General features: G+C 55.6%; 21 protein-coding genes. 6 read left to right on the plus strand and 15 right to left on the minus strand.

What is annotated here, in order from left to right; genetic code table 11:
• Positions 1–239: 239 nt before the first annotated feature.
• Positions 240–650, minus strand: a complete 411-nt coding sequence (locus tag IAE55_RS23410) for a MerR family transcriptional regulator (protein WP_200634024.1) — start codon at positions 648–650, stop codon at positions 240–242.
• 608 nt (positions 651–1,258) lie between these two features.
• On the opposite strand from IAE55_RS23410, the gene IAE55_RS23415 reads away from it, so the two are divergent.
• The 3 genes from IAE55_RS23415 to IAE55_RS23425 all read left to right on the plus strand — a co-directional run bounded on the left by IAE55_RS23415 (position 1,259) and on the right by IAE55_RS23425 (position 3,970).
• A complete protein-coding gene (locus IAE55_RS23415; RefSeq protein WP_200634025.1) occupies positions 1,259–1,561 on the plus strand; it encodes a hypothetical protein in 303 nt (100 codons plus the stop codon).
• 99 nt (positions 1,562–1,660) lie between these two features.
• Complete coding sequence (locus IAE55_RS23420; RefSeq protein WP_325168678.1) at positions 1,661–2,824, plus strand: winged helix DNA-binding domain-containing protein; 1,164 nt, start codon at positions 1,661–1,663, stop codon at positions 2,822–2,824.
• 252 nt (positions 2,825–3,076) lie between these two features.
• On the plus strand, positions 3,077–3,970 hold the full coding sequence (locus IAE55_RS23425; protein WP_442793345.1) for a helix-turn-helix domain-containing protein: 894 nt from the start codon (positions 3,077–3,079) through the stop codon (positions 3,968–3,970).
• A 39-nt stretch (positions 3,971–4,009) separates the two neighbouring features.
• Here the strand turns inward: IAE55_RS23425 and IAE55_RS23430 are convergent, their stop codons facing one another.
• Positions 4,010–4,387, minus strand: coding sequence for a winged helix-turn-helix transcriptional regulator (locus IAE55_RS23430; RefSeq protein ID WP_145162569.1), 378 nt, complete (start codon positions 4,385–4,387; stop codon positions 4,010–4,012).
• 262 nt (positions 4,388–4,649) lie between these two features.
• Here IAE55_RS23430 and IAE55_RS23435 point away from each other — a divergent pair, with 262 nt between their 5' ends.
• Entirely contained in the window at positions 4,650–5,189 is a 540-nt protein-coding gene (locus IAE55_RS23435; RefSeq protein ID WP_145162566.1) for an NAD(P)H-dependent oxidoreductase, read from the plus strand.
• Positions 5,190–5,306: 117 nt separating this feature from the next.
• On the opposite strand, the gene IAE55_RS23440 is transcribed toward IAE55_RS23435, so the two are convergent.
• Complete coding sequence (locus IAE55_RS23440; protein ID WP_145162564.1) at positions 5,307–5,954, minus strand: FusB/FusC family EF-G-binding protein; 648 nt, start codon at positions 5,952–5,954, stop codon at positions 5,307–5,309.
• Positions 5,955–6,654: 700 nt separating this feature from the next.
• Between IAE55_RS23440 and IAE55_RS23445 the strand changes: the two genes are divergently transcribed.
• Positions 6,655–8,190 (plus strand): ABC-F family ATP-binding cassette domain-containing protein, encoded by a 1,536-nt coding sequence (locus IAE55_RS23445; protein WP_145162561.1) that lies wholly within the window; start codon positions 6,655–6,657, stop codon positions 8,188–8,190.
• Between the two features lie 132 nt (positions 8,191–8,322).
• On the opposite strand, the gene IAE55_RS23450 is transcribed toward IAE55_RS23445, so the two are convergent.
• The 11 genes from IAE55_RS23450 to IAE55_RS23500 all read right to left on the minus strand — a co-directional run bounded on the left by IAE55_RS23450 (position 8,323) and on the right by IAE55_RS23500 (position 23,514).
• On the minus strand, positions 8,323–10,149 hold the full coding sequence (locus IAE55_RS23450; RefSeq protein ID WP_145162558.1) for an APC family permease: 1,827 nt from the start codon (positions 10,147–10,149) through the stop codon (positions 8,323–8,325).
• 196 nt (positions 10,150–10,345) lie between these two features.
• Entirely contained in the window at positions 10,346–11,764 is a 1,419-nt protein-coding gene (locus IAE55_RS23455) for a hypothetical protein (RefSeq protein WP_145162555.1), read from the minus strand.
• A gap of 76 nt (positions 11,765–11,840) precedes the next feature.
• Positions 11,841–12,815, minus strand: coding sequence for an aldo/keto reductase (locus tag IAE55_RS23460; protein ID WP_200634026.1), 975 nt, complete (start codon positions 12,813–12,815; stop codon positions 11,841–11,843).
• A 99-nt stretch (positions 12,816–12,914) separates the two neighbouring features.
• Positions 12,915–13,784, minus strand: a complete 870-nt coding sequence (locus IAE55_RS23465; protein WP_200634027.1) for a DMT family transporter — start codon at positions 13,782–13,784, stop codon at positions 12,915–12,917.
• A 216-nt stretch (positions 13,785–14,000) separates the two neighbouring features.
• Positions 14,001–15,407, minus strand: coding sequence for a YfcC family protein (locus tag IAE55_RS23470; protein ID WP_200634028.1), 1,407 nt, complete (start codon positions 15,405–15,407; stop codon positions 14,001–14,003).
• 4 nt (positions 15,408–15,411) lie between these two features.
• Entirely contained in the window at positions 15,412–16,608 is a 1,197-nt protein-coding gene (locus IAE55_RS23475) for a M20 family metallopeptidase (protein WP_200634029.1), read from the minus strand.
• A gap of 223 nt (positions 16,609–16,831) precedes the next feature.
• Complete coding sequence (locus IAE55_RS23480; protein WP_200634030.1) at positions 16,832–17,722, minus strand: LysR family transcriptional regulator; 891 nt, start codon at positions 17,720–17,722, stop codon at positions 16,832–16,834.
• Between the two features lie 339 nt (positions 17,723–18,061).
• A complete protein-coding gene (locus IAE55_RS23485) occupies positions 18,062–19,657 on the minus strand; it encodes a PTS sugar transporter (protein ID WP_200634031.1) in 1,596 nt (531 codons plus the stop codon).
• A 342-nt stretch (positions 19,658–19,999) separates the two neighbouring features.
• The gene (locus IAE55_RS23490; RefSeq protein ID WP_234489809.1) at positions 20,000–21,673 is read right to left on the minus strand and encodes a class I adenylate-forming enzyme family protein; all 1,674 of its coding nucleotides are present in this window, start codon (positions 21,671–21,673) and stop codon (positions 20,000–20,002) included.
• Between the two features lie 84 nt (positions 21,674–21,757).
• Positions 21,758–22,996, minus strand: coding sequence for a beta-ketoacyl-ACP synthase II (gene fabF, locus IAE55_RS23495; protein ID WP_200634032.1), 1,239 nt, complete (start codon positions 22,994–22,996; stop codon positions 21,758–21,760).
• A 62-nt stretch (positions 22,997–23,058) separates the two neighbouring features.
• On the minus strand, positions 23,059–23,514 hold the full coding sequence (locus IAE55_RS23500; RefSeq protein ID WP_145162534.1) for an acyl-CoA thioesterase: 456 nt from the start codon (positions 23,512–23,514) through the stop codon (positions 23,059–23,061).
• A gap of 265 nt (positions 23,515–23,779) precedes the next feature.
• Between IAE55_RS23500 and IAE55_RS23505 the strand changes: the two genes are divergently transcribed.
• Positions 23,780–25,660 (plus strand): S-layer homology domain-containing protein, encoded by a 1,881-nt coding sequence (locus tag IAE55_RS23505; protein WP_200634033.1) that lies wholly within the window; start codon positions 23,780–23,782, stop codon positions 25,658–25,660.
• Between the two features lie 41 nt (positions 25,661–25,701).
• Here the strand turns inward: IAE55_RS23505 and IAE55_RS23510 are convergent, their stop codons facing one another.
• Complete coding sequence (locus tag IAE55_RS23510) at positions 25,702–26,487, minus strand: GNAT family N-acetyltransferase (protein WP_145162528.1); 786 nt, start codon at positions 26,485–26,487, stop codon at positions 25,702–25,704.
• Positions 26,488–26,509: the final 22 nt, after the last annotated feature.

Raw genomic sequence — 26,509 nt, forward strand, 5'->3', positions numbered from 1 at the left:
GGTAATTTTTCTTGCAATATCAGGAAGCCATGGCTCTGGAGTTTATACTTTGATATTATAAATAGAACAGCGGAGAAGCTCGGCTTCCCCGCTGTTCTTTTTGCTAAATAAATCAAAGCCTGAACACGAATGCAGCCGGTACATTTTTGTGTGCTTAATATCTATCGTTCACTCATCCATCTTGTACACGCCAGCCGTTTATCCATATTGTAAATCGGCACTTCCTTAAACCTTTTTGTTCATGAAGATTGGTTTGATTGCTCGGCTGAGTTGCTCACTGTTCCTTTCGTTCTCTGGCGTCTCATTTGTTCAATACGCTGTTCCAATTTTTGTTGTGCTACAGTCAGCGTTTGAATTTGCTGTAAGATTTCTGCATGTTTTTCCTCATAGGCACCGAGCAATTCCTCACAGAAATCATCGCTGTCGTAAGCATCATAATTCTCAGGACAGTTCAATATTCCATTAATTTCCCTCGTCGACAGACCGATGTCTAAATAAATCTGTATCGTTTTGATCCGTTTAACATCAGATTCGTCGAATTCACGATAATCATTATCCATACGTTTTGCTGTCAACAGATTTTTCTTTTCGTAATATCTGATCGATCGAGTGCTGGCACCGGTCGCTTTGGATAGCTGGCCTATTTTCAAGGTATCGCCCCTTTCAATGTAGTGAACAAATTCCCCAATTATATAGCAGCACCGAACATCCCGCCAAATAAGACTAAAGAATCTTCTTACACTACTATGATTTTGAATTAGGCATGACGATGAATTCAAGCAGACGCCCACTGTCCGTCCCATCATCTGAATGTTGGTTCGCCGTATTTTTTTGATTAGTGATAGCTCCTGAAAAAAGGAATCCCTTTTTCCACTATTTACCCATTATACCGCATCGTTCTCTACGCAGACAGCGCCCCAGCCACTGCACTGGGATATACTACAAGTCCTTTTATTCATTACGTGAATTTCAATAAACCAGCTTTAAAGGAACGCTGGAATTGAACTCCACTGCCTTTTGCATCACTCCCCAATAGCGTGTTAATGTGGAGACATCTGCCCCAAAAGTACCAATAATTGGACAGTTCAGATCATTCTCTGCCCCATTTCCTAAATCGGGAGGGATTTATATTTTTAGGGTTTGTTATGTTCTGTGGACAAGCCTTTCTGTCGTCTGGTGCGCTTTCAGCCTGCTTGCCTTCTGGCCATGGTACGGTCCGGGGCAAGAGTTTCCCTTGTTCCAGGATATCGTCACAGTCATGCTGTTTCTCCCTACCGTTTCGATGTTGTGCTATTCGCTGCTTCTGCAAGCCGTTTCCAGGTTAGTTGCAGCTTATTGGAAGCCGCGGCCTGGAGTACTGCCGCTTGTATGGTATGTTCTGGTGTCCTGCCTATTGCTGTTCTATCTGAATCATAAAAGCATATCGGCCCGGCCGCCGCTGATTCTGCTCTTCTCAGTTCCCGGCCTGCTGCACTATTGGATTTCCACCATGCTCCGTATTTTGGCTTCCGTCCCGAAAACCCACAGCGATCCCCGGGACGAGGATCACAAATTCCTTTGACCGTACTCTCCAAACCCTGACATATTGTTGTCAGCGTTGATGGCTATACTGAAGTTATAAGATCGTATAGACCATGAACCTTAAGGAGGCGCTGCCGTCGTGACCGAGCCGATGCCCAAGCCAACCGATACATCCCCTTTTACGAAAAATGTTCCCACGGTGCTCAGCCGCCGAGCCTTGAACCGGGCACTGCTCGAACGGCAGCTCCTGCTGCGCCGGGCAGAGATGCCGGTGCTTGACGCGCTGCGGCATCTGGCCGGCATGCAGGCCCAAGCCCCAATCCCGCCGTATTACGGCCTGTGGGCCAGGCTGGCCGGTTTTCGGCAAGAGGAGCTGTCCCGGCTGATTGAAACGCGTCAGGCCGTGCGCATCGCGATCATGCGGTCGACGATCCATCTCGTGACGGCCGAGGACGCTCTGGCGCTGCGCCCGGTCATTCAGCCCGCGTTGGAGCGCGGCCTGAAGGGAGGCTACGGCAAGGAACTGGCCGGCCTGGATACCGGCGCTGTCGCCGCAGCCGGCCGGGCCCTCGTGGAGGAGGCCCCGCTGGCCTATGGCGAGCTCGGCGCCCGCCTGCAGGAGCGCTGGCCGGACCGCAGCCCGGCCGCGCTCGCCAACACGGTGCGCACGCTCGTGCCGCTCGTGCAGGTGCCCCCAAGGGGCCTGTGGGGCGCCAGCGGCCAGGCCCTGCACACCACCGCGGAGGCGTGGCTGGGCAGCCCGCCCGCGGAAGCTTCCAGCTCCGGACTCGAGGAGCTGGTCCTGCGTTACCTGGCCGCCTTCGGTCCGGCCTCGGTCAAGGACATCCAGGCCTGGTCCGGACTGACACGGCTGAGCGACGTCATCCGCCGGCTCGAGCCGCGTCTGCGGACCTTCCTGGATGAAAAGGGCGTCCTTCTGTACGACCTGGCGGACGCCTCCCTGCCGGCGGAGGATACACCCGCACCTCCGCGCCTCCTCGGCGAATTCGACAACATGCTTCTCTCCTTCGCCGACCGCTCCCGGATTATGGATGAGCGCTACCGCCGCCGTATCTTTACGGTGAACGGCATCATCCGGGCAGCGGTGCTCGTCGACGGCTTCGTTTGCGGCATGTGGAGCCTGGAGCGGAACAAGCAATCTGCCGAGCTCGTGATCAAGCTGTTTGAGCCTATCTCGGACGCCGATCAGGAGGCATTGGCCAACGAGGGCCGCCGCCTGCTGGATTTCGCCGCAGCGGATTGCCCAAACCGGGAAGTCCACTTCAACCTTTCCGAGCTCTAACACCGAAGCCTAGCTAGTGGTTGCTGTGGTGTGTCTTCTTTGAACAAAGGGGAGCGCGACGGCCCTTAATGACCGAATTTATTCACCACGTGGAAACCGCCCAACTTTCCCGTTCGCACCCGACGATTCCGCCCATGCCTCCCATATTCCAGCCCGAATGGCCTGCCCATCCCGGGCTTTTTCGCATGTTAGCAAGAACGGTCAAAACGCACCCTCTCCCATCTGCTATGCTGATATCAAAGGAGGGGCACGCTGGTGTATTCAAATCGGATTCAACACAGCATCCGGTTCATGGAGGAACAGCTTCACGAACCGCTGATACTTGAGCAGATTGCGGCGGAGGCCGGATTCTCGCCGTTTCATTTTCACCGTCTGTTTCGCAGGGAGACCGGGCTGAGCATCGCGGAATATTTGCGAAGCCGCCGGCTGTGTCTCGCCTCGCGGATGCTCCTGTACTCGGAGGAGCCGATCATCGGCATTTCGCTGCAGTGCCATTTTGAGAGCCAGGAGGCGTTTACCCGCGCCTTTAAAAAAATGTACGGCATGCCGCCAGGGCGATACCGGAAGATGTTCAGTCTTTATACCCAGACCCATGCCGCTCAAGGAGGAGAAATGAACATGATTGAGGAATCGATGGTAAAAGGCTGGATGCTGAGCGGCAGCCACCCGCATCAGTATGAAATCGGCCTGGACCGTCACAACGTCCATCAAGGGAACGCCTCGGGTTATTTGAAAGCCGTCACCCCGGAAGGCCCGAACGTGTTCGCCACGATGATGCAGCAATTTAAAGCTGATCGGTGCCTGAAACGTAGAATGCGCTTCTCCGGCTTCGTCCGGACGGAAGGGGTTACCGAGTTCTGCGGATTGTGGATGCGCGTCGATAATCAAGCCGAGGACGTGCTGCGGTTTGACAATATGAACAACCGCCGAATTGTGGGCGACACGCATTGGAACCACTACCCCATCGTGCTTGATGTCCCGGACAATGCCGCGACGATTTCGCTCGGCGTGCTGCTGATGGGACCGGGGCAGGTATGGGTGGACAGCTTCCGGTTTGAAGAGGTTGACGAGAGCGTACCCATCACGAATTTGGAGATCGTCTACGAGCTCCGGGACGAGCCGTCTAACCTGACATTTGAAGAGTGACATCCAATATACAGTAAGGGAGGGCCCTCAGGCCCTCCCTTACATAGTTCCGTCCGCTTCGGAGGCGGTATCCTCCTTGGCGGCATTCGCCTTGAATTCCATATGCTCAAAACCCCAGCTGCACATATCGTGGAGCACGGATCTCAGCGACTCCCCATGTTCCGTCAAGGAGTATTCTACCTTGGGAGGAACCTCCTGATATACCTTCCGGTGGATCAATCCATCCTGCTCAAGCTCACGCAATTGGTTGGTCAGCATGCCCTGTGTAATATGGGGAAGTTGTCTGCGCAGCTCCCCGAACCGTTTCGTCCCCTGGTGCAGCAGTATAAACAAAATGAGCGGCTTCCACTTGCCTCCGATCGCCTGCAGCGTCGTGATGATTCCTCCCGTGTTTCCCGTCCCGTGGTCCTTACTCATCTCGCTAGCTCTCCCCTTTCCCACCGAAGCGGCAGTGCTGTCTTTGCTGCCATTGTACCAGAGTACACGGAATGGTGACAGTACTCTTTTGAATCGTACATAGTATGATTTTTCGTACTACTCGGCAATACGCTCTCCTGATCCAGAGTACGGTTTGCAAGACTTAGTCTGTTAAAACTGCGTACTTTTCAAGAGTATCGGCCCTGAACCATACTGGAGGTGCAACACTCATAACGCATACCGCCCGAAAGGATGATTTGAAATGAAAACCATGGTCATTGTATCCCACCCGGATCTGTCCAAGTCCAGAGCGAACCATGCGCTTCTCGAAGCGCTGCCGAAGCATACCGATATCCACGTCCGCGATCTGTATCAGGAATATCCGGATTGGCAGATCGATGCGGACCGGGAGAAGCAGCTGCTGCTTGCTTACGACCGGATTATTCTCCAGTTCCCTTTTTATTGGTACAGCTCACCGCCCCTTCTCAAAAAATGGTTTGACGATGTGCTGACATCCGGCTGGGCTTACGGCCCCGGAGGCGAGCATTTAAAGGGCAAAGAATTCATCGTCGTCACTACCGCGGGCGGCACAGATAAGTCATTTCAGGCCGGAGGAGACAACTGGTTTACGATCAGCGAGCTGTTAAAACCGATCCACCTTACGATTGCCCACTGCCACGGTACCTTCCTTCCCCCGTTCGTGGTGTACGATGCCAACCGGGCCAGCCAGGAGCAATTGAAAGCGGAAGGTATCCGGTTCGCCGAGTATATCCAGACGCCTTCGCCTGTGCTGATTCACTAAACCGTCTCCTGATAGCTCAAAGGGAAAATAAAAACGGGCAAGGCCACCTCGGCCTGCCCGCTGTATTTCTCCCGGAATCAACCCGGGTTCTTCTGAATTTTATGCATGGTCAGCATGTTAGTTCAAGACATCCTTCATAAACCGTTCCAGTTGAAACACATCGGTAATATTCTGGTTGCACTTGGCGCTGTCGATACACATATAATTTCCGACCCGCCCGAAATGATCCAGTGCCGAACCTTTGGCTTTCGTCTGCGCGGTCACGAAGGCCACCTCTTCATGCTTGTTGCAGAGGCAGCAAACCCCCTTCTTGTTCGTAGGGGTGAACCGGCCCTCAATGCCTGTCATTTTCCCGTCCAGGTTGTAGACGATGAACAGTTTATTCGTTGAAATGTCGGTCCAGCCGATATAGGTCAGGAAGCGGAAATCGAGCTCGGCCAACAGTGGAAGCTTCAGCTTTTTAACTTTGGGATAAAGCTTCTTCAGCTGCTGTTCCGTTACCTGCGGAAAGGCCGTAACGTATTGCTCCAGCTCGCTCAAAAAAGCATGGAATTCCTCGGCACGGTTTAGAGTCGGAATCCGGTCGAAGAACCGCTTCTGCACCTCCGTCGCAGCAGGGAACATCTCTATGACCCGGGTCCAAGTCGTGTGCCGGATCGCGGATATGACTTTCTGGTCGGCTGTGGTCTTGATGTTATATTCGAGGCGCCCCACCAGGCGCTTGATCAAATTATATTCGTGGTTTTCCATAAATGGCGTTAGCATGTGTTTTCCTCCTCATTTCACCAAAAAACGGAGTACCTCAAATAAGGCACTCCGTCGGTATCGAAAAAAATACGATGCGAGAAGTTCCTTGTATTAGGTCAAAAGGGCATACGTATCCCGTGAACGAACTCACGAAATTTTTGCACTTTTGCCGGCTACAAGCAAACAACTGCCACTTATGGATTCCCCTTTCGAACTTCTGCACATACATCGACATTATAAATTCTCATGTCAGCCTTGTAAAGATATCTCCGGGCAAAGGATTCTTAACCGCCTGCGGCGGGTGGAAGAGCTAAGCTATCCCGGGCAGGTGTCCGATTGACAACTGCAGGAAGCCTCGCTTATACTGTGTGGCGTAACGATAAACTTGAATGAGGTGGAAAGGTAATGGAAATTTTGTCTACTGTTCTTAGAAGAGATTTGGCTTGATACGGGAGAAGTCTGCCCTTTTTTAGCCATCTCGAGAACAGTCGATATGATTTCCACATCTTTTCCAGCTTTGGCATGTAAGCGGGTAGGGTGTGTTCACCTTACCCGCTTTCTGTATATTAAAGCGGGGCTGTAGGATACCTAATCACCAGGTACAGACCCCTAGGGCCGGAGTATCTTGCAGTATTTACAACCGGATCGTCACGTCATTTCGCTGTCCTCCTGATGGCTTCATTTGTTCGCAATCAATGAAACCTAAGGAGAGAGAACCATGAGCATATTAAATGTCACAAATCTTACGCATATGTACGGAGATCAAGTTACTTTTCGCCATATTGAGTTCCGCCTGCTGCCGGGCGAGCATGCCGGACTGGTGGGCATGAACGGCGCCGGCAAGTCGACACTGTTCCGCCTGCTGACCGGAAGCCTGCTGCCGGAGGAAGGACGGATCGAGTGGTCGCCGCGCGCCAAGGTCGGCTTCCTGGAGCAGCACATCTCGCTGCAAGAAGGAATGACGGTCCTGCGGTATTTGGAGCGGGCCTTTCAGCACTTGTTTGATATGGAACGCGAAATGAATGAAATCGCGGCCCGATTCGGTGAGGCGGGAGACGGGCTTGACGCGATGCTCAGGCGCTACGGTGAGCTGCAGGATGGGCTGGAGCAGGCCGGCTTCTACGCCATTTCCGCCAAAATTGAGGACGTGGCCCGTGGGCTGGGTCTTGCCGAGATCGGCCTGGACACCGACGTAAGCCGCTTAAGCGGCGGCCAGAAGACGAAACTGCTGCTTGCCAAGCTGCTGCTGGAGGAGCCCGATGTGCTGCTGCTCGACGAACCGACCAACTACCTGGACGCCGTGCATATCGAGTGGCTGACCGGCTACTTGAAAAAGTACCCGCACGCCTTTATCGTTGTGTCGCATGACGAGCATTTCCTGAACGAAATCACGAATGTGATTTTTCATCTGGCCCATCAGACCTTGAAACGCTATACGGGCAGCTATGCCGCGTTCCAGAAACAGTATGCGCTCGCCCAGAAGCAGCAGGAGGCCGCCTATGAGCGGCAGACCCGGGAGATCGAACGGCTGGAATCCTTTATTAATATCAACCGGGTCCGCAAGGCGAAGCAGGCCAAGAGCCGCGAGAAAATGCTGAGCCGGATCGAGCGGGTCGAGAAACCGGGAGAAGGCCCGGCGCCCCGCTTTGAGTTCCGGGCGGAAGGAAACCTCAGCGGCTCGGTGCTGATCGAGGCCAGACGGCTTCAGGCGGGATACGCGGTGCCGCTGTTCCGGCCACTTGACCTTACTGTCAAGGGAGGTGTCAAAATCGCCATCATCGGGGAGAACGGCGCCGGCAAGTCCACGCTGCTAAAGACCCTGCTCGGCGGTATCAACGCACTGGGCGGCGCCGTAACCGTTCAGAACACGGTCCGGACCGCTTATTACCAGCAGGAAGACACCCCGTCTTCGGACACGCCGCTGCAGTATGTCTGGTCCTTGCGTCCGGATTTGACGGAGAAGGAGATCCGCCGCACGCTGGCCATGGCCGGCCTGAGCGCCGATCATATCCGTAAGCCCATGCGGACGCTGAGCGGAGGAGAGCAGGCCAAGGCCCGGCTCGCCGAGCTGATGCTTACCCGGAGCAATCTGCTCGTTCTGGATGAACCGACGAACCATTTAGACGTCCGCGCGAAGGAGTCTCTGCAGAAGGCACTGGCCGCCTACCCCGGCACCGTGCTGCTGGTGTCCCACGAACCCGCCTTCTACGAAGACTGGGTCACGGACATCTGGCGGGTGCAGGATTGGAAGTAAGCCCAATAGGCAAGGCGATCAAGGCGCAAATCACGAATGCAGTATCGTTTCGCATCTACTGATCTTCGAGGAAGAAGCTGCCGCACCGGAAGAACCCGGTCGGCAGCTTCTTTTGTGTAACGGGTGAACCGACTACTTTTTCAAATGGTACGGCACCGTGGTGACGATGATATTTTTCCGGTAAAGCAAAAAGGCACGGATCAGCAGACTCGACTGGTTATGCAGAATGTTGTGCCAACTCTTCTTGGGAATAAACTGCGGGATAAGCACCGTCACCCGGTAGTGCGACTCTGAAGCTTTGTACTCCACGGTATCCACGAATTTCGTCAGCGGCTGGATAATGCTGCGGTAAGGCGACAACAGCGTCACCAGCCGAATGTCGGGCTGCCACTGCTTCCACTTCTCCTCCATCTTCCGCTCCGATTCCCGGTCATAGGCTACATAAACAGCGATGATCTGGTCGGGCGACAGCGACTTGGCGTAATTGATCGAGTTCTCCACCACATGGGTGATCCCGGCGACGGGTACGATCATCACATTACCCTCGACGGGAACGGCCGGCTCGCAGGTCGTAATCCGCAGCTGGTCGCCGACGGCCTCGTAGTGCCTTTTGACCGCATGAAATATATAAACGATCAGCGGCAGAAAAATCAGCACAGGCCACACCTGGCCAAACTTGGTAATAAAGAAAATCATCATGACCGTGAAGCTGATCAGCGCCCCCACAAAGTTGATGATCAGCTTGCCCAGCCAGCCTTTCGGCTTTTCACGAATCCATTTGACCAGCATCCCCGTCTGGGCCAGCGTAAACGGAATGAATACCCCCACCGCATATAGCGGGATTAAATGCTCCGTGCGCCCCTTGAAGGCGATGATCAGAATGATCGATGCCGTGGCCAGAAACATAATGCCGTTGGAATACCCGAGGCGGTCTCCGCGAACGGTAAACATCCGGGCGATGTATTTATCCTTGGCCAGGTTGACGGCAAGCAGAGGAAAGGCGGAATAGCCGGTATTAGCCGCAAGAACGAGAATAAGGGCGGTTGTCGCCTGGATAAAATAATACAGGAAGCTCCTCCCAAAGGTGGTGGAGGCGATTTGGGATACGACCGTTTCTTTATCATTCGGTACGATCCCGTAATAGTAAGCGAGAAAGACGATGCCGGCGAACAGGATTGCCAGCAGCGTACCCATCGCCATCAAGGTTTTGGAGGCATTGTTCGGCGCCGGGTCGCGAAAGTTCGGAATGGCATTGGAGATGGCCTCCACCCCGGTGAGCGCCGAGCTCCCTGAAGCAAAAGCCCGCAGCAGCAGAAACAGGGAGATCCCTGCTACCGGCGTGCCTATTGGCGCGTGCAGGGTTGGCGGCACCTGTCCGGTTGCGATTTTGTACAAGCCTACCCCGATCAGAATGAATAGCGCGAGCACGAACAGGTAAACCGGATACGCCAGAATTGAAGCCGATTCGGTAATCCCGCGCAGGTTCAGAATGGTAATCAGAACGACCAGCGCACAGGCGATGACCACATTATACGGGTGAAGGCCGGGAAACGCCGACGTAATGGCATCCGTCCCGGACGACACGCTGACCGCCACCGTCAAAATATAATCGACCAGTAGCGAGCCGCCGGCAATCAGTCCCGGATTGATCCCCAGGTTCTTTTTGGAAACGACATACGCTCCACCGCCGTGGGGATAAGCAAAGATAATCTGCCTGTACGATAAAATGAGGGCCAGCAGCAAAATCAGAATGCCGATACCGATCGGGATCGTGTACCAGAAGGCTACTGCGCTGACCGTTACCAGCACGAGCAAAATTTGCTCGGGACCGTAGGCAACGGAGGACAGCGCATCGGAGGACAGGATGGCCAGCGCTTTGGTTTTATTCAGTTTTTGTTCACCCAATTGGCCGGACTTCAGCGGGCGGCCGATCAGAAATCTTTTGACGGCTGACAACATGAATAACACCTCGATCTCTGTCGATAGTATGGTTTCCTTAGGGTATCCCTTTCCCAGCCAAACGACTCCGGGTATATCTAGGAATCCCCTCCCCAAACATTTAAACCGCCGCAGGGCATGAAACAACAAAAAAGCCTTCCGTTTTAGGAAGGCCTTGTGTGAATGGATAGAGATGGCAGGAATCATCGAAGCCCGGCTATACCAAAAAGATCGCCACGGCCGTGGTCACCGCCAGCCCGATCAGCACGGGCTTCAAGTTCCGTCTCGCCAGCTCGAACGGGCTGACGCCGCAAATGGCCGCGGCGGGAATCAGCGCCCAGGGGATCAGCGTGCCGCCGCCGACCCAGATCGCCGCCACCTGGCCGAGGGCCGTCAGCGTGGCTGCATTGGCATGCGTGGCGGCTGCGAACAGCTGGGCGATCGAGCCGGCGAGCGAAATGCCGGAGAAACCGGAGCCGTCGAGTCCGGTGATGGCCCCGGTGATCGTCAGCGTGACGGCGCCCACCGCTCCGTTCAGCGGCACCACATGCGCCAGCGCGGCGCCCAGATCGTTGACGATGCCGTTCGAGGATTCCGGCAGCACCTTGCCAAAGAGGTCGGTAAACGCCGCATCGCCGAGGTAGAAAAAGGCGGCGATCGGAATGACCGGACCGAATACTTTAAACCCGAAGGTGAAACCGTCGATCAGGTAAGAGGTCACCTTTTCAAGCCCTTGGTTCCGGTGCGCAAGCAGCGTTACCGCGATCAGGATCAGTACGGCCGTGCCCCCTACGAGCGCCGTGGCGTCTCCGCCCTGCAGCTTCAGCACAAACATGGCGGCTACGTCGATCAGGAACAACACCGGGATGATAACCGCCAGCCACACCCTCACGCGTGGAGTAAGCGGCGCTGCCGATTCTTCCGCTATCCCGCCTTCGCCCGTAAGGGCACCCGCCCCGTTGGACCCGGCGACCAGACCGTCGCGCCACGTGCCGTTCTTCATGTCCCTTCGCATCATCCAGTAGGCCGTCACGGTTGTCACCAGGCCCATCACGATGACGAGCGGAACGCTCGCTTCCATGACCTGCGATACGTGAAGTCCCGCCGCGTCGGCGGTCAGCTTGGGCGCGCCCTGAATAATATAGTCCCCGGAGAGCGCGATGCCGTGCCCGAACAGGTTCATCGCGATGGCCGCGCCCAGGGCGGGCAGCCCAACGCGGGCAGCGACCGGAAGCAGCACCGCCCCGATCAGCGCGACCGCCGGCGACGGCCAGAAAAACAAGGACGTGACCAGCATGATCAGTCCGATTCCCCAGAAGGCGACCGCCGGTGTCCGGATGAACCGCGTCAGCGGAGCAACCATCGTCTCGTTAATGCCGGTGCGGATCAACACCCGGCTCATCGCCACGATGATCGAAATGATCATGATGGTGCCCATCAGCTCTTTGGTCGCATAAATAAAAGAATTAAAGACGCCCGACACCGAGCCGCTCAGCGTCTCGGTCGCCAGCCATCCGAGCACGAAGATGCCTGCCACGCAGATCATCGTCGTGTCCCGCCGCTTGATCAGCAGCGCCATAATGAACACGATAAACGCCAAGTACACATAGTGTAAGGCCGTTAAATGAATGACCATACCGGTCACACCCTTCCCCTGCTGCAATTGTGCTATATGCTATGCGGGGGCCTGGGCATGTGTTCATGTCTATGGCTCAGGACAAACGGTAGGTGGCGAACGGCTCACCGTTTCGGAACGGCTCGCTGATGCGGTCCAGTTCTTGGATCGTCTCCTCGCTCAGGGTCATTTCTACGCTGCGCAGGTTGTCTTCCAGCTGGCTCGTGCGCGTCGCCCCGACGATGACGGTCGAAACCGCCGGACGTCCCATCAGCCAGGCCAGTGACAGGCTGCTTGGCGATAATTCCAGACCGGCAGCCAGCCGTCCAACCTCTTGGCTAAGCCGGATGTTGCGGTCAATGACAAACCGGCTGAAGTTCGGATCGGTATCGGCCCGGGATTGCTCCGGCGCCCGGTTCTCCAGCGAATACTTTCCAGTGAGGATGCCTCCGGCCAGCGGAAAATAAGGGATGATGCCGACGCCTTGATCCAGGCACATCGGGACCAGCTCCCGTTCCGGCGTCCGGTCTGCAAGCGAGTAGCTGACTTGTGTGGACACAAACCGGTTCAGCCCTTTGGCTTCGCTGATGCCGATCGCCTTCATCAGCTCCCAGGCGGCATAATTGGACGCACCGATGTAACGGACTTTGCCGGAACGGACCATATCGTCCAGCGTCCGAAGTGTTTCTTCCAGCGGGGTATGCGGGTCAAACGTATGAATCTGGTACAGGTCGACGTAATCCGTCTGCAGCCGTCTCAGGCTGTTCTCCAGCTCCTGCATCAGATGGTACCGGGAAGAACCGCGGCCGTTAGGGCCCTGCCCCATGACCAGCCCGGCCTTGGTGGCAAGCACCGCCTCCTGCCGTCTGCCTTCCAGCGCCAGGCCGATGATGCGCTCCGACTCGGTCCCGGCATAAATATTGGCGGTGTCGATAAAGTTCACCCCGCGATCCAGCGCGTGGTGGATGATCCGGATGGAGGTATCCTGATCCGCCCGCTTTCCGAAGGCGTTCGTGCCTAATCCCAGGACGGATACTTCCAGTCCGGTATGGCCGAGGTAACGGTATTTCATCAGTTCATTTCCCCTTTACGATAAAGTGAGTGTTCAGCGGCACGTCTTGAGTCTTAAGTCATTGTGCAGCTCAGGTTCATATTCCTTGCTCCCCGGGCCTTAGCTTTCCGCCGATGCTTCCGCCTTCGGCTTCCCGCCCCCGTTGACGAGCCAGATCCCCAGCAGCACAAGCACAATGCCAACCGCCACGACGGGGTTCAGGCTTTCCTTCAGGAACAGGCATCCGCAGACGACCCCGACGACAGGCACCAACAGCAGCGAAATCGAGGCTTTGCTGGCCTCCACCTTGGACAAAATGTACGACCACATCACAAACGCCAGCGCCGAGCCGACGACGCCCGAGAACACGACATACACGGCCGGCATGACGCCCCAGTGGCTCGTCCCGTGCTCGAAAATCGCCGAGTACAGCAGCAGTCCTGCTGCGCCGGCCACCATCTGCCAGGTCGTAAACTGGAGCATGTCGCTGCCCGCAAGCTTTCGCTTGATGAGAAGGTTGGACAACGCCCAGGACAGACCTGAGGACACTGCGAGCAGCAGCGCTCCGGTGCTGCCTCCCCAGTGGGCATCCATGGCGATGAAGAGTCCGATGATGCCAATGATAATGCCGGCGAGTTTGCGCAAACGCAGCTTCTCTCCCGGAAGCCAAAAATGGGCCATCAGCGTCAGCCAGAGCGGCATGCTGTACGTGAGGACCGACGTCAGACCGGCGCTTAGATCCTCCAGCGATATCTGGATCGCCAGGTTAAAATACATCGTCTGCAAAATGCCGCATACGATATACCACTTCAAATCCTTCCAGCGGGGCAGCGGCACCTTGCGGAAATAACAAACCGCCAGAAGTACGAGCGCCCCAAGCGCAAAGCGGTAGCCGGCAAAAAGCACCGGCGGAAACACGCCGTTGGCCAGCTTCATAAAAACCCAATTGGAGCCCCATATTAAACAGAGAAGACCGATCAAACCATTCATGTTCACACCCCGGATGTCTGAGATTGAAACCCCCGCCCGCAGGGTGCAGACCGGTGAACCCTGCCTGCGGCGGTTTCAGCTATCTTTCATGTTAGTCCAATTTCGGACCCATGTGAAGAAAGAAAAATCGCACCTCCATGCGGTTGGCACGGCGGTACGATTGGATTCCTTGCAGATTTTGGCCCGGCACTGACACGGCTATCCGCTTCTGCAAGGCTAGTATTTGATAATGTTGGCAATTACGATCAGAATCGCCCCAATGGCGATCCACATGCACATCAGCGGCCAGAAAAATTTCACCCACTTCTGATACGCGATGCCGGATACGGCCAGGCTTCCCATCAGCGCCGAGGACGTCGGCAGTATCATGTTCGTAATTCCGTCCCCAAGTTGGAAGGCGAGCACCGTCGTTTGGCGGGTTACGCCCAGAATATCCGACAGCGGCACCATGATCGGCATGGTCGTTACCGCCATCCCGGTTCCGGACGTAATAAAGACGTTCATTACGTTCTGGAACACGTACATGCCGAGCACTTGAACGGATCCCGGCAGCTCGCCGACCACAACGGCCAACCCGTTCACGATGGAATCGATCACGTTGCCTTGGTCCAGCACGACCATAATTCCCCGGGCAAAACCGATGATCAGTGCGCCGTACGTAATCGACTTGGCGCCTTTGACGAATTCCGAGGCGATCCGGCTCGGTCCGTACCCGGCGCAGAAGCCGGACACGATGCCCATGGTGAGGAACAGCGCGGCGAGCTCCTCCATCCACCAGTCCTTTTTCGATACGCCCCAAATCAGGGAAGCAAACCCGATCACGACGGTGGCGATGGTCAAGTAATGCTTGAGCTGCATGGGAGGCAGCTTGGAGAAGTCGAGTTCCTGCTTGTCCGCATTCTTCTCCAAATCCTGGACAAGGCTGCGCTCCGGATTTTTTCTCACTTTACCGGCGTACCGGACAATATACAGACTGGTAACCGTAATCAGACACACGAGCAGGATGATCCGCAGCCAAGCGCCTGAAAATATCGGCACCTGGGCGATAGCCTGCGCCAAGCCCACATTGAACGGGTTCAGAATCCCTGCGGTGAACCCGCACGATGCGCCGAGGGAGATCATCGCGGTGCCCGTCAGGGCGTCAAATCCGAGCGCTCGGGCAATGGCGATGCCGATCGGCACGAAAACCATGACCTCGGTCGACATCCCCATCGTGAAGCCGGCGACCGAGAAGAGTGTAATAAAGATAGGTATGACCCAGCGGCCCTTGTTTGAAAACCTTTTGGCGACCCGGCCGGTAATGGCTTCGATCGTCCCCGTGGAGGAAATAATTTCAAAGGTGCCGCCGATAATCAGGATAAAGAAAACGACGTCCGCCGAGTCAATCAGCCCGTGCACAATCGCCTTCGGTATGCTGACGATGCTAACCGGACTGGCTTCCACCTGGTGGTAGGAACCGGGAACGACCAAGGATTTGCCTGTCGCCTTGTCCTCGGCCCGGTCGAACTCGCCGGCCGGAATGACGTAGGTGAGCGCCGTGGCCACCAGCACCAGGAAAATCAAAATGACATACGTATGAGGCATTTTAAACCATTTGCGGGATGCAGTATTAGCAGTGTTCATCGGTTTACCCCTCGTTTCTCTGCGCTTTCCATTGGTCAAATTCGCTGCGGACCTCGCGCAGCGCTTCCTTGTCGGTACACAAATCGTAAGCCGTCAGCGCCAGCGCCTTGGCCGCACGGTTCAATTCGATCATGCCTTCCTCCGAACCGGCCAGCGCGGCGAATTCCGGCGTATGCGTCGTAGCGTCGCCAAGCCGGATATACGGGTGGATTGCGGCGGTCATCTGGCTGACGTTGCCGATGTCCGACGATCCGACCCCGCCTTTCTCCGGCGGGTCGTTCACTTCAATGCCGAGGTCCTCCAGATTGCGGGCGAACAACCCGGCTAGTGCCTTGTTATTGTTGCGCTCCGCATAAATCAATCCCTCGGCGATGTCTACGGTAGCGCCGACGCCTTCGGCCGCGCTTCGGACAGCACGGTATACTTTTTCCCTGACCGTCTCCAGCTCCTGAACGGTGGATGCCCTAAGGATGAACACCGCCTCGGTCAGTTCCGGCACGACGTTGGGCGCGTCCCCGCCTTTTGTAATGATGCCGTGTATCCGCACGTCCTCTTTCATAAACTGCCGCAGCGAGTTGATCGCCACATACGCGTTGACCAGCGCATCCAGCGCGCTGATACCCTTTTCCGGCGAGGAGGATGCGTGGGCCTGCTTCCCGTGGAAGGTAAAGGTCGCATCTACGCAGGCGAGCGCTCCGCGCAGCACCATCGTTTTGTTCTGCGGATGAACCATCATGGCCGCGTCGACATCATCGAAGACGCCGTCCTGGCACATGATGATCTTGCCGCCGCCCTCCTCTTCGGCCGGGGTGCCCAGCACCACGATTTTGCCCGGAAGCTCCGGGCATGCGTCCTTCAGCGCCAGGGCCGCTCCGACGGCAGCCGTTCCGATCAGATTATGCCCGCAGGCGTGGCCGATGCCCGGCAGCGCGTCATATTCGGCGAGCAGCGCGATCGTCGGTCCGCCCGGTGTTCCTTCCCAGGTTGCGCGAAAGGAAGTCTCCAGCCCGGAGATGCCCTTTTCTACGGTAAATCCTGCTTCAGTCAGCGGCTCGGTCAGCCACTGCTGCGCCTGATGCTCATGGAAGCTGAGCTCCGGATTGGCATGGATTCTCAGCGAAATCTCCCGCAGCATGGCGTCACGCGCGTCAACTGCCTGAATCAGCTGCTGTTTTGGTTCTGTTCCTTGCTGTGCACTCATGGTTATCCCACCCTGTCGATATAAATGTTTCATGAAGCCGTCATTGGTTCCGGCATTGTTTCGTATATTTATGCATTAATATGTATTAAATAATAAGCGCAGCCGCAGGAAGATGTACAATCAAGATTTTTTCGCGCTGGACCTAAAGAATTTTTATGTAGGCGCTTCGTTTCATTCAGATTGGATAAAAAGAAGCCCCGCCCGATACCCAGGCAGGACTTCGTTAAGACGGATGTTCCGTTTTCATAAAATCGACGAACCGGTCCACGATGGCCAGCTCGAGCGATGGCTCCCGGTACAGCATCCAGGTGTTGCGCAGGATCGGCTCCCCGTTCTTTAGCTTAAGCTCCAGCGTGTACAAGCCGTCCTCCGGCGAGACGAACACGCCCGGCACGATGGAATAGCCCAGCCCGTGCTTGACCATTTCCTTGCATGTCTCATACGCATCCACCTGCATGGCGATGGTGGGCGGCGTGTCGTAATGCTCGTGCCACCAGGCCCGGATCGTCTGCCCAAAATGGGAGGACACCTGGCGGGCGGCCTTGGCCTTCGGCTCGCTGTAGTGAATATGCGGTAGCTCCGGCAAGACGGCCAAATCGATCGGCTCCTTGGAGATCAGGCAAATCGGCTCATCATGCAGCAGGAAACGGGATTCTACCCATGGATAATCCCCGCGGACGATGCCCACATGAATCTCCTGCTCCATCAGCGAGTCGAGAATCTCCGGGCTGAGCGCACAGGTGACGCTGAACTGCACCTCGGGATACAGGTCCCTGAACTTCTTGAGCAGCGGCGGGAGCTTGTAGAGGCCGTAATAACTGGCGACCCCTAGCCGGAGCGTCCCCTTCACCCGGCTGCGCATATTGAGGAGATAATCCTTCATATGATTCAGCTCATCCTGCGTCTTCTTCGCGTAAGCAGCCAACGCTTCGCCTTCCGGCGTTAAGTATGTGCCCTTGGCGTGTTTAACGATCAGAGGCACGCCGAACTCCCGCTCCAGCAGCTGAATCCGGTAGGTCAGCGCCGGCTGCGTCATGTACAGGCGTTCCGCCGCTTTGGTCAAGCTCTGCTCTTCGACGAGATGCTGCAGGATGGCAGCGTCCTTTTCATTCATATGGGTGGCCTCCTTTCTAAGGGTCCGTTGTTATTTTGTTTATCATACCATACCGGCTGCGGCGGACCGGCCCCATGTTATCTTGGAAAAAATGGAGTAGTTGTTTTAAACATTGGATGCCTTGTTGACCGTTAAACTGTCTTGTCCCAAATGTTGCGAAGGTGATAACAAAAGGATAACAGGAAAGCCCTAATCTCCTTGTAGAAGGGATTAGGGCTTCTTTCTGCTCAGTGTACTGATTACCTGCTTTACCTTCCTTGGAAAATTGCCTTCTCCGTGTTAAACCTTCCTCGATGAACCATCATTGAAATGACAACGCTGTTCCATCCTCGGCGAATGTTAGGCTGACGCCTCGATTTCCGGCTTCTGTTCGGACTTTCGGCCCGTCCTCCACGCCTTGTTCGCCACCAGCGTCACCAGCATAGCCAGAATCAGCGCCACGAGCATAGCCGCAGCAAAGCCGACCACGTTGTTGGACAGAAACGGCCCCATAAAGGACGGAACATACGCCGTTCCGCGCACATTAAACAGTCCCACCAGTCCCCCGCCGACGCCGGCTGCCCCGATGGCGCCCGCGAAGACGACCTTGTTCGAGAACATAAACGGGTACGCAGCCTCGACAAAGGTGCCGAAGCCCATGTTGATCAGAAAGCCCGGCGCGGCCACTGCCGCCTCTCCCCGGTCCCGCGGAGCGATGATGTTGGCCAGGGTGATTCCCGCGGAGACCATCACCAGTCCGACCATGTCGATGGCCCCCAGGAAGCTGTTGCCGGTCTTCTCCATTTCCAGCAGGACGATCGGCAGAATCGCCGCGTGATACACGCCGCCGATAATCGCCGGCCAGATCAGAAGGCCTGCGACCACGCCCGCGATGATCGGATTAAACGAAATCGCCTGATTGATGATGTATTTAATGAACTCACCGAGCTGAAGGGCAAACGGGGCGATCAGATAATACATGATCAATCCGGATATGAGGCCCGCCAATCCCCCGGCCACGATATTGACCGTCGTCATCGGAAACTTCCACTGCACGCATTTGACAAATAAATACTGCACCAGCAGGCCGGCACCGATGCCACCGACGATGCCCCCGATAATGCCGCCGTTCACTGACAGCACCCCGGCGATGACGCCTGCGACAATCGACACCTCGTCCATGTCGGAAATCTGCTTGGCCGCCACGACCGCCAGCACGACCGGCAGCGCCTTGAGCATCAGGTCGAATACCTCGCTGAGTCCCTTCAGCGCCGGGATCTGGCTGATCGCCAGCACGATCGCCATGGCGATGAAGCCCGGCAGCGAGGACTGCATGATGCCCTTCAAGTTGATCCGCCGCAGCGGGTTCCCCGCAGGTGCGGCGGGCTTGTCCCCGACGCTTCCGAGCACCGGGATGTATTTAATCCCCCAGTATTTGCACAGGGACGTCATAAACGAAACAGCCCGCGTCCGATTCGTCGTCCCGGTCGTGCCCGACGTGGCGATGACGTTCGCCCCCTTGGAGCTGATCATCGCCATGGATGTTCCGCCGGTCCCCACGACGGGAATGCCCGCCTCGGCCGCGGCCTGCACCGCCTGCCGGTTGGGCCCTTGCGGATCGGCGCTCATCACGATCAGCCCGTCGATACCGCCGGACCGGATTCGGTCTGCCAGCTCCGCATCCGCTTCCGCCGCCGCCTCATTCGTATCTTTCAGCGTCCCTTCGTACCGCTTCGCCAGACGCTGCTCATCCTCATTCCATCCGTACAGCACGGCGGCGGTGTGGTCCTTGGCGACGTCCATCGATTCGGATGCGGCAATGAACTGCACGAGGCCGATGTCCACGCCTGCGCTCTGACACTGCGCCTTGATCTCCCCGATCAGTTTCTCGGGATCCTTGCCGCCGAGGTTAAACAGGTTGCCTCCGCTGCTGCCTGCAATCGCTATTCGCTTCATCTCGTTCTCCTTGTTGTGTGGCTTTCATTCTTTATCTGATTACCGTATTACCATATTATAAGGGTAAAAGGTTAGGCCGACAACCGTTTTACCTTCAGAAAATAGGCCTCTCTCTGCGTTACTGCTGGCACCCGGTAGTTAAGCCGTATCTAGGGTTCCTCATTTCGGTTCGACGTTCGGCGGCATTTCCAACCGCCATCCACCTTCTCCTTCACCCAAGCAGCTTCGCCTTTCCCCTATGACTGGCCGAAGGCAGCAAAAAAAGGACACCCTGAAGGGTGCCCTTTCACCGAAGCTTATTTTTTTATAACGAACCGTAAACAGCGCGTTTTCTGCCCGTCTTTATTGTCTCTCAAACAATCCGTTCTTCTGGTCCTCTACCGCCATCTGCTTCACGACAAAATGCTTCTTCTTGCCGGTTGCGGTATACGGCAGCTCGTCAATGAACCGGTAGAAGCGCGGCTTCTTGTAATTGGCCAGCATCGGATGATCGCTGCAGTACTTGTTCAATTCTTTGGCCGTCAGCTCCGGATCCTCCTTGATCACGTAAGCGACGATCGATTCGCCGCGCAGCTCGTCCGGCGCGCCGACGACGACTGACTCCTTCACTTTCGGATGCTGATTCAGAATTTCCTCGATCTGCACCGGATGGATATTTTCGCCCGAGGAGACGATCATGTCATTTTTACGGCCGACTACAGTCACGAACTCATTCTCGTCCCAGGTCCCCATGTCCCCGATGTACACCCAGCCTTTATAAAAGACCCGCTCGCTCTCATTCGGGTTGTTCACATAGGCATACGTGGATTTGCCCGGCGACTTGACGATGATCTCGCCGACTTCGCTGCCATCGCGCGCCACGACATCATCCGGTTCCGCCCGTCTGTCCGGGTAGACCTTAACGACCACGACATCGTCGTCGGTGCAGGAACGTCCGGCCGATCCCGCCATTTCCGGCAGATCGTAAGGACGGAGGAACGTGTTCCAGAATGCTTCCGACGTGCCGTAGCCATTGAAAATATTCGGTGTCAGCGTCTCCTGGAATTTGATGCAGTCCTCCCGCTCCAGCGGCGCACCCATCGTCACGATGCCTTTTAATTTGGACAGATCCACAGGATTTTTCTTTTGGGCGTCATAGAGCATCTTGAGCATAGGCGGCGCCCCGATCAGGAAGGTCAAGTTGTATTTCTCGGCGAGTTCCAGGCATGTTTTCGGATGGAAGTATCGAAGAATGACGATTTCGGCCCCCACATACAGGGATGGAGTCGGTCCTCCGGAATGAATGCCTCCGCGGTGGAACCAAGGGCTCATATTCATCGTTTTGTCGGTAGGGTTGAGAGGGAAATGCATCGCCACGTCGTGGGCGGACAGGATGTCGTTGATGTTGTTGATTGGAACCCCTTTCGGCTGGCCGGTGGTTCCCGAGGTATACAGGCGTGTAATTTCATCGTAGATGTGGCATGGCCGCTCGATGTCCGGGTTATGCTCCGGCTTGTCCTGCACATAATCGCTGTAGGTGATGTGATCCGCAGGTGCCTCTTGATTGCCGTTCATATCGACCATCACGATTCGGCGGGGGCGGTGTTTGGCCATGGCCAGCGCCTGCTCGGCCGTTTCCTTGATTTCCGCATCGTAGATGTAGACGGCAGGCTTGCTGTCATCGAGGATGAACGCGGTTTCTCCGGGGGAGAGCTTGAAGTTGATCGGGCAGTTGATCGCGCCGATTTTCTGCGGAGCCAGGTAGCTGAACACGAATTCAGCCGAGTTGAGCAGCTGGTACACAATGACCTCATTTTTGCCGACTCCGTCTCCGAGCAGGGCATGCGCAAGGCGGTTTACTTCCCCGTTCAGCTGGGCATAAGTCCAGGTGCGCTCCCGGACGGGATCGGTCAAGGCCGGACGACCGGCAAACCGGTGCACGTTCCGCATAAATCCGTTGATATACGTAAACTCATTTTCAAATGTATCTTTAAACATCCGAACATCATAAGTAAATTGTTGTTCCATGGTACCCATCTGACTTCCTTCCTTCATATTTAAAATATCAAACCTTTGCGAGACTCCGAAAAGCGGAACCGGGCCTCTTGCCCGTCCGCTTCATTAATTGTTCCCGTTGTATTCCCCGACGATCAGGGACGTATTTTGTCCGCCAAAGCCAAAAGAATTGGACATCGCGATACGGACCTTCGCCGCTCTCGCCTCATTCGGCACATAATCCAGATCGCATTCCGGATCCGGCTGCTCGTGATTAAGCGTCGGTGGTACGATCCCTTCGCGGATCGCCTGAATGCAGGCAATCAGCTCCGTGACGCCGCCCGCACCCATCAAGTGGCCGGTTGCCCCCTTGGTCGAACTGACCGGGATTCGGCCCGCCCCTTCGCCAAACACGGCTTTCAGGGATTTGGTTTCGATTCGGTCGCCAAGCGGTGTGGACGTTCCGTGCGCGTTAATATAATCCACGTCGGACGGAGACAGCCCGGCCTGTTCCAAGGCCTGTTGAATGCACCGCACCTCCCCGGCTCCCTCGGGCTCCGGCGAAGTCACGTGGTAGGCGTCCGAGCAGTTGGCGTGGGCGAGCAGCTCAGCCTTAATGTCGGCTCCCCGGCTCTCAGCCGATTCGAGCCTTTCCAGAATGACCGCGCCGGCTCCCTCGCCCATCACGAACCCGTCGCGGTCGAGGTCAAACGGCCGGCTCGCTTTGGCCGGCTCGTCATTCCGGGTCGACAGCGCCCGGGCCGACGCCAGGCCGGCGTCCATCAGTCCGCACAGGATGGATTCCGCGCCGACGGCCACGACCGCATCCACTTGTCCGGACTGCAGGAGCATGGATGCCATTCCGATGGCGTCCGCACCGGAAGAGCAGGCGGTGTTGACCGTATAGCTCGGGCCTTTGAAGCCATACGCGATCGAAATTTGGGCGGCAGCAATGTTGCCGAGGATTTTGGGAACCAAATACGGGCTCACGCGGGCGCTTCCCGTTCCGGTCATCTGCTCCTGCGCCGCCGCTGCCGTCGTGATGCCTCCCAGCGCCGTTCCCAGCACGATGGCCACCCGCTCGGGCTTCGCGTCGAGTTTACTGTCAGCCAGCGCCTCTTGGGCTGCCACCAGGGCAAACTGCATGAAAATATCGGTCTGTCCGGCTAACTTTTTCGGTATGTAGTCCGTGGGGTTAAACGCTTTGACTTCGGCTGCAATCTTGACCGGCAGCTCCGAGGCATCAAACCGCGTAATGCTTCCGATCCCGCTGTTTCCTTTCAAGAGATTGTCCCAGTAGGCCGGCACGCCGATGCCGATCGGGGTTACGGCCCCCATACCTGTAATCACTACGCGCTCCTTCACTCAGAAAGCACCTCCTCTCTCTTTTTGCCGCAAAATATATCGTCCTTGCTTGTAGATTATGCTTAGGCCGATGGCTTGCCTGCCAACGCGCCGCTCCATGTGCTGCTGATCTGCTTCCACAACTCCGGGAAACGCTTCTCCACGTTAAAAGGAAGCCCCTGGTCATCCACATACGTATGGGACGTCGTCCCCTCGCATGCCAGCTTTCCGTCCTGCTTCAGCACCTGATAGGTGAACGTCATCCGGCTCCGTGACAAGGCTGTCAGCGACGTGCGGACCGTGACGGGCTCCTCTGGGCGGAGCATTTTTTTATAATCACAATCCGCCTTCAGGCAAACCAGCGAAATGCCGTTACCATGAAAGGTTTCCATGTAAGGAAATCCGTATACGTGCATGAATCTCATGCGCCCGTTCGTGAACCAGTCAAAAGCTTTGGCGTAATAGGAGATTCCCGCCGCATCGCAATCCCCCCAGGTCACAATCATCTCCATGTCATTGCTGAGAAAAGAATCTGCCAATCTCGCTCCCTCCTTTCGCTCGTGCTATTTTTCACACTGAACATTATACTCCGATTATCAAAAATAAAAAGTAATTTGCTAACTTTTATAAGGTGGATCGCTCTTTACCTGTGATTCCAATCCACAATTGAATCCGTTGTCCATTCAAGGATTGCCCTGCCGGCATGTTTTCAAACCGCGAAAATTTTGATTGAAATACGCCTGAGAATCACTACAATTCAGATTAGACTTATTGGTTATTATTTCATGTCCAATTGGGGGAAATATGTTGAGAAATACGTTGATTAAAGTCCTCTCGTCCGCGGCGCTGCTCAGCGCCATCGCCGTACCCGCCGTTAGTGCGGAAACCGCCACCACCCAGTTCTCGGATATCGCCGGATCCTACGCCAAGGATGCCATTAACGAGTTAGTCGAAAAGGGCATCGTTAATGGAAAGGGCGACGGCAAGTTCGACCCTTCCGGAAAAATTGAAAGACAGGATTTTGCAATCATCCTTGCCAAGGCATTAGGTCTGGACGTTTCCAGTACACCAACGTCGCCGACTTTCTCGGACGTACCTTCAGACAGCTATGCCTATGCTTCTGTCGAGGCCGCCGTCAAGGCGGGGCTGATCAAGGGGCAGGGGGACGGAACCTTCGGCACCGGCTCCAATTTGTCGCGCCAGGATATGGCGGTCCTGTTCGTTCGCGCTCTGGGCGTCGATTCTCAGGGGAAAGGCTCCATTTTAAAATTTTCCGACGCGAGCTCCATTTCCGACTATGCCAAGGATGCTGTCGGCGCCGCGGTTGAGCTCGGATTGATTAATGGAGGCACCGACGGCAAATTTGATCCAAAAGGCGGTGCGGCGAGAGAAGCAGTGGCGCTGGTGGCCAGCCGTTTTTTTGACGCCAAGGAGATCATAGACAGCCAAACGCCGCCTTCGCAGCCGGATCCAGCTCCAACCACGCCAGCGGAACCGGCCAAGCCGACCACTCCAACCCCTCCGGCAACCTCTGTGCCATCCTCATCGGGCGGAAGCAGCAATAGCGGGGGCAGCTCTAATGGGAATAATGGCGGCAGCACGCCTAGCCAGCCGGAAACGTCAGCGCCGGCGGTTATCTTGGTTTCCCCGTCTCCACTAAATATTGGAGATCCGATCAAATTGATCAGCAGCAAAGTAGGCAAAGTGTATGTTGTGCCGTATGCAGCAACTCCAACGAGCAAAGCGGATCTAGATTCACTGGATGATCGGTTTAAGAGTTCAGTTCTTAACGCGAATCTGGTGACGGAAATGCGAACATCTTCGTTGACAGCCGGAGAATACAAAGTATATTTCGTAGATCAAGACGGGCGTATGTCGGCGCCGTCTGCTAAAATCGTGCTTCAGGATAATCCCAGGATCGTTTTAGCGAATGAAGGGGAGTCTTTTGTCCTTATAGGAAAGGGAGGCGCCATTCTAAAGGGTTTTACCGATACCGCTCCTTCTGGTGCTAACAGAAAAATCAACGATTGGGTTCGAGTGAAGTGGCACGGTAAATCTTTAGAAATGATCTATAATTCAACACAACACAATTACAAAGTTTTTGAAGGTGACAATCGGGTAGGTACAATAGAGGTAAGCTCTGAATCTTCCCCTATCTCTATTGAGCCCTCTGAAGGTGGACTGCATATTCAGCCAACCGAAAAGGCTACTGAAATAATAAAAGCTGTATTGCGGTTTACCCTAAAGAGTTACAGTAGAGAGGAAGAACCTCAACAAGAGTTAGGCCATGTTGATTTGCCGGTTCATTTTGACCTTGCACCTTCCGTTACCGGGGTGACTTACCAAGATGGTGAACTCACGGTGAAGGTGGATCAGGAGCTTTATCAAGTGGAAGGTTCCCCGATCAATATCAGAATCAGCTACTCCCCAAGCGGCCAGTTCGGTATAAATGATGTATTCTTTATTCAAGATGAAGAGTTTGGAGTTTCTCTAAGTGAAGATCTCAGGCTTTTTACAATAAAAATAACCGAATCCGCGCTTAACGTTCTGCCTTTTAGCGAAAACGGAAAATTCCGCCTGATTATCTCGGGACTTAGAGACGCGGCGGGCAACCTGTCCGAAGAGGAAACCTACGACGTGAACATATCAAACGTCGACCGAAACCCCACTTCTGAAGGCGAATAACTCATCAAAAAAACGGCCAACATCCTTGGCCGTTTTTCCATTTACCCCTCCTGCCCCACAACCTTCATCCTCAGCAGCCGGGTCCGGGTCACCATCCCTGCGCTTTCCAGTGTCCTCTTGGACGCCTCGTTGTAATACCAGCAGCCGCTGAGCGGCCGGATTCCCTGTGCATGGCACCATGCTTTCAGCCACAAAATAATCTTTCGCCCTATTCCCTGATGGCGGTACGACTCGTTCGTGAACATGCCGATACTGGCGGTGCCTTCGATCAAGGCCGAGCGTTCCACAATGCCGATTCCCAGCAGCTCACTGCCCTGATACCAGGTAAAGAGCTCCCCCTTTTGTATTCGCAATGCGCAAGAACCACCCAGAAAGTCTCCGCTTACCCGCTGGATGTCCTCTAGATCGGCAAGCTCCGCGGGACGTAATATGTCTGGTTCGGGGCCTAGATCACTCGTCAAGTCCATCCCGCTGTCCTGAAAGAAATAGGCCTGCTTGGCGATAGCCATGTCAAGGTCCAGGGCCAAGCTGAGCAGCAGCTCATTTCCCGTCGACACGAACACCTCATTCACCTGATGCTCTTCAAGCACCCGCCGCAGCAGGACCTGCGCATGCCTCTGGTGAGGCCGGCGCAGGTAAAACTGCGTCAGCAGACTTTGATCATGAATGGCGTAATATCCTATCGACGCGTTTTCAGACAGGATGATATAAAATTGCGAGGCCAGAATATACTGCTCGTGAAAGGTATCAAACGGCGAAGACAGGCCTTTTATGTACTCCTGCAGAAGTTCTCGTATTTCTTCGATCCCACACGCTCTGGTGTCCATGCTCGAAGCACCCCTTCCAACC

The organism is Paenibacillus sp. S28 (assembly GCF_016624415.1).
Lineage (GTDB): Bacteria > Bacillota > Bacilli > Paenibacillales > Paenibacillaceae > Paenibacillus_AQ > Paenibacillus_AQ favisporus.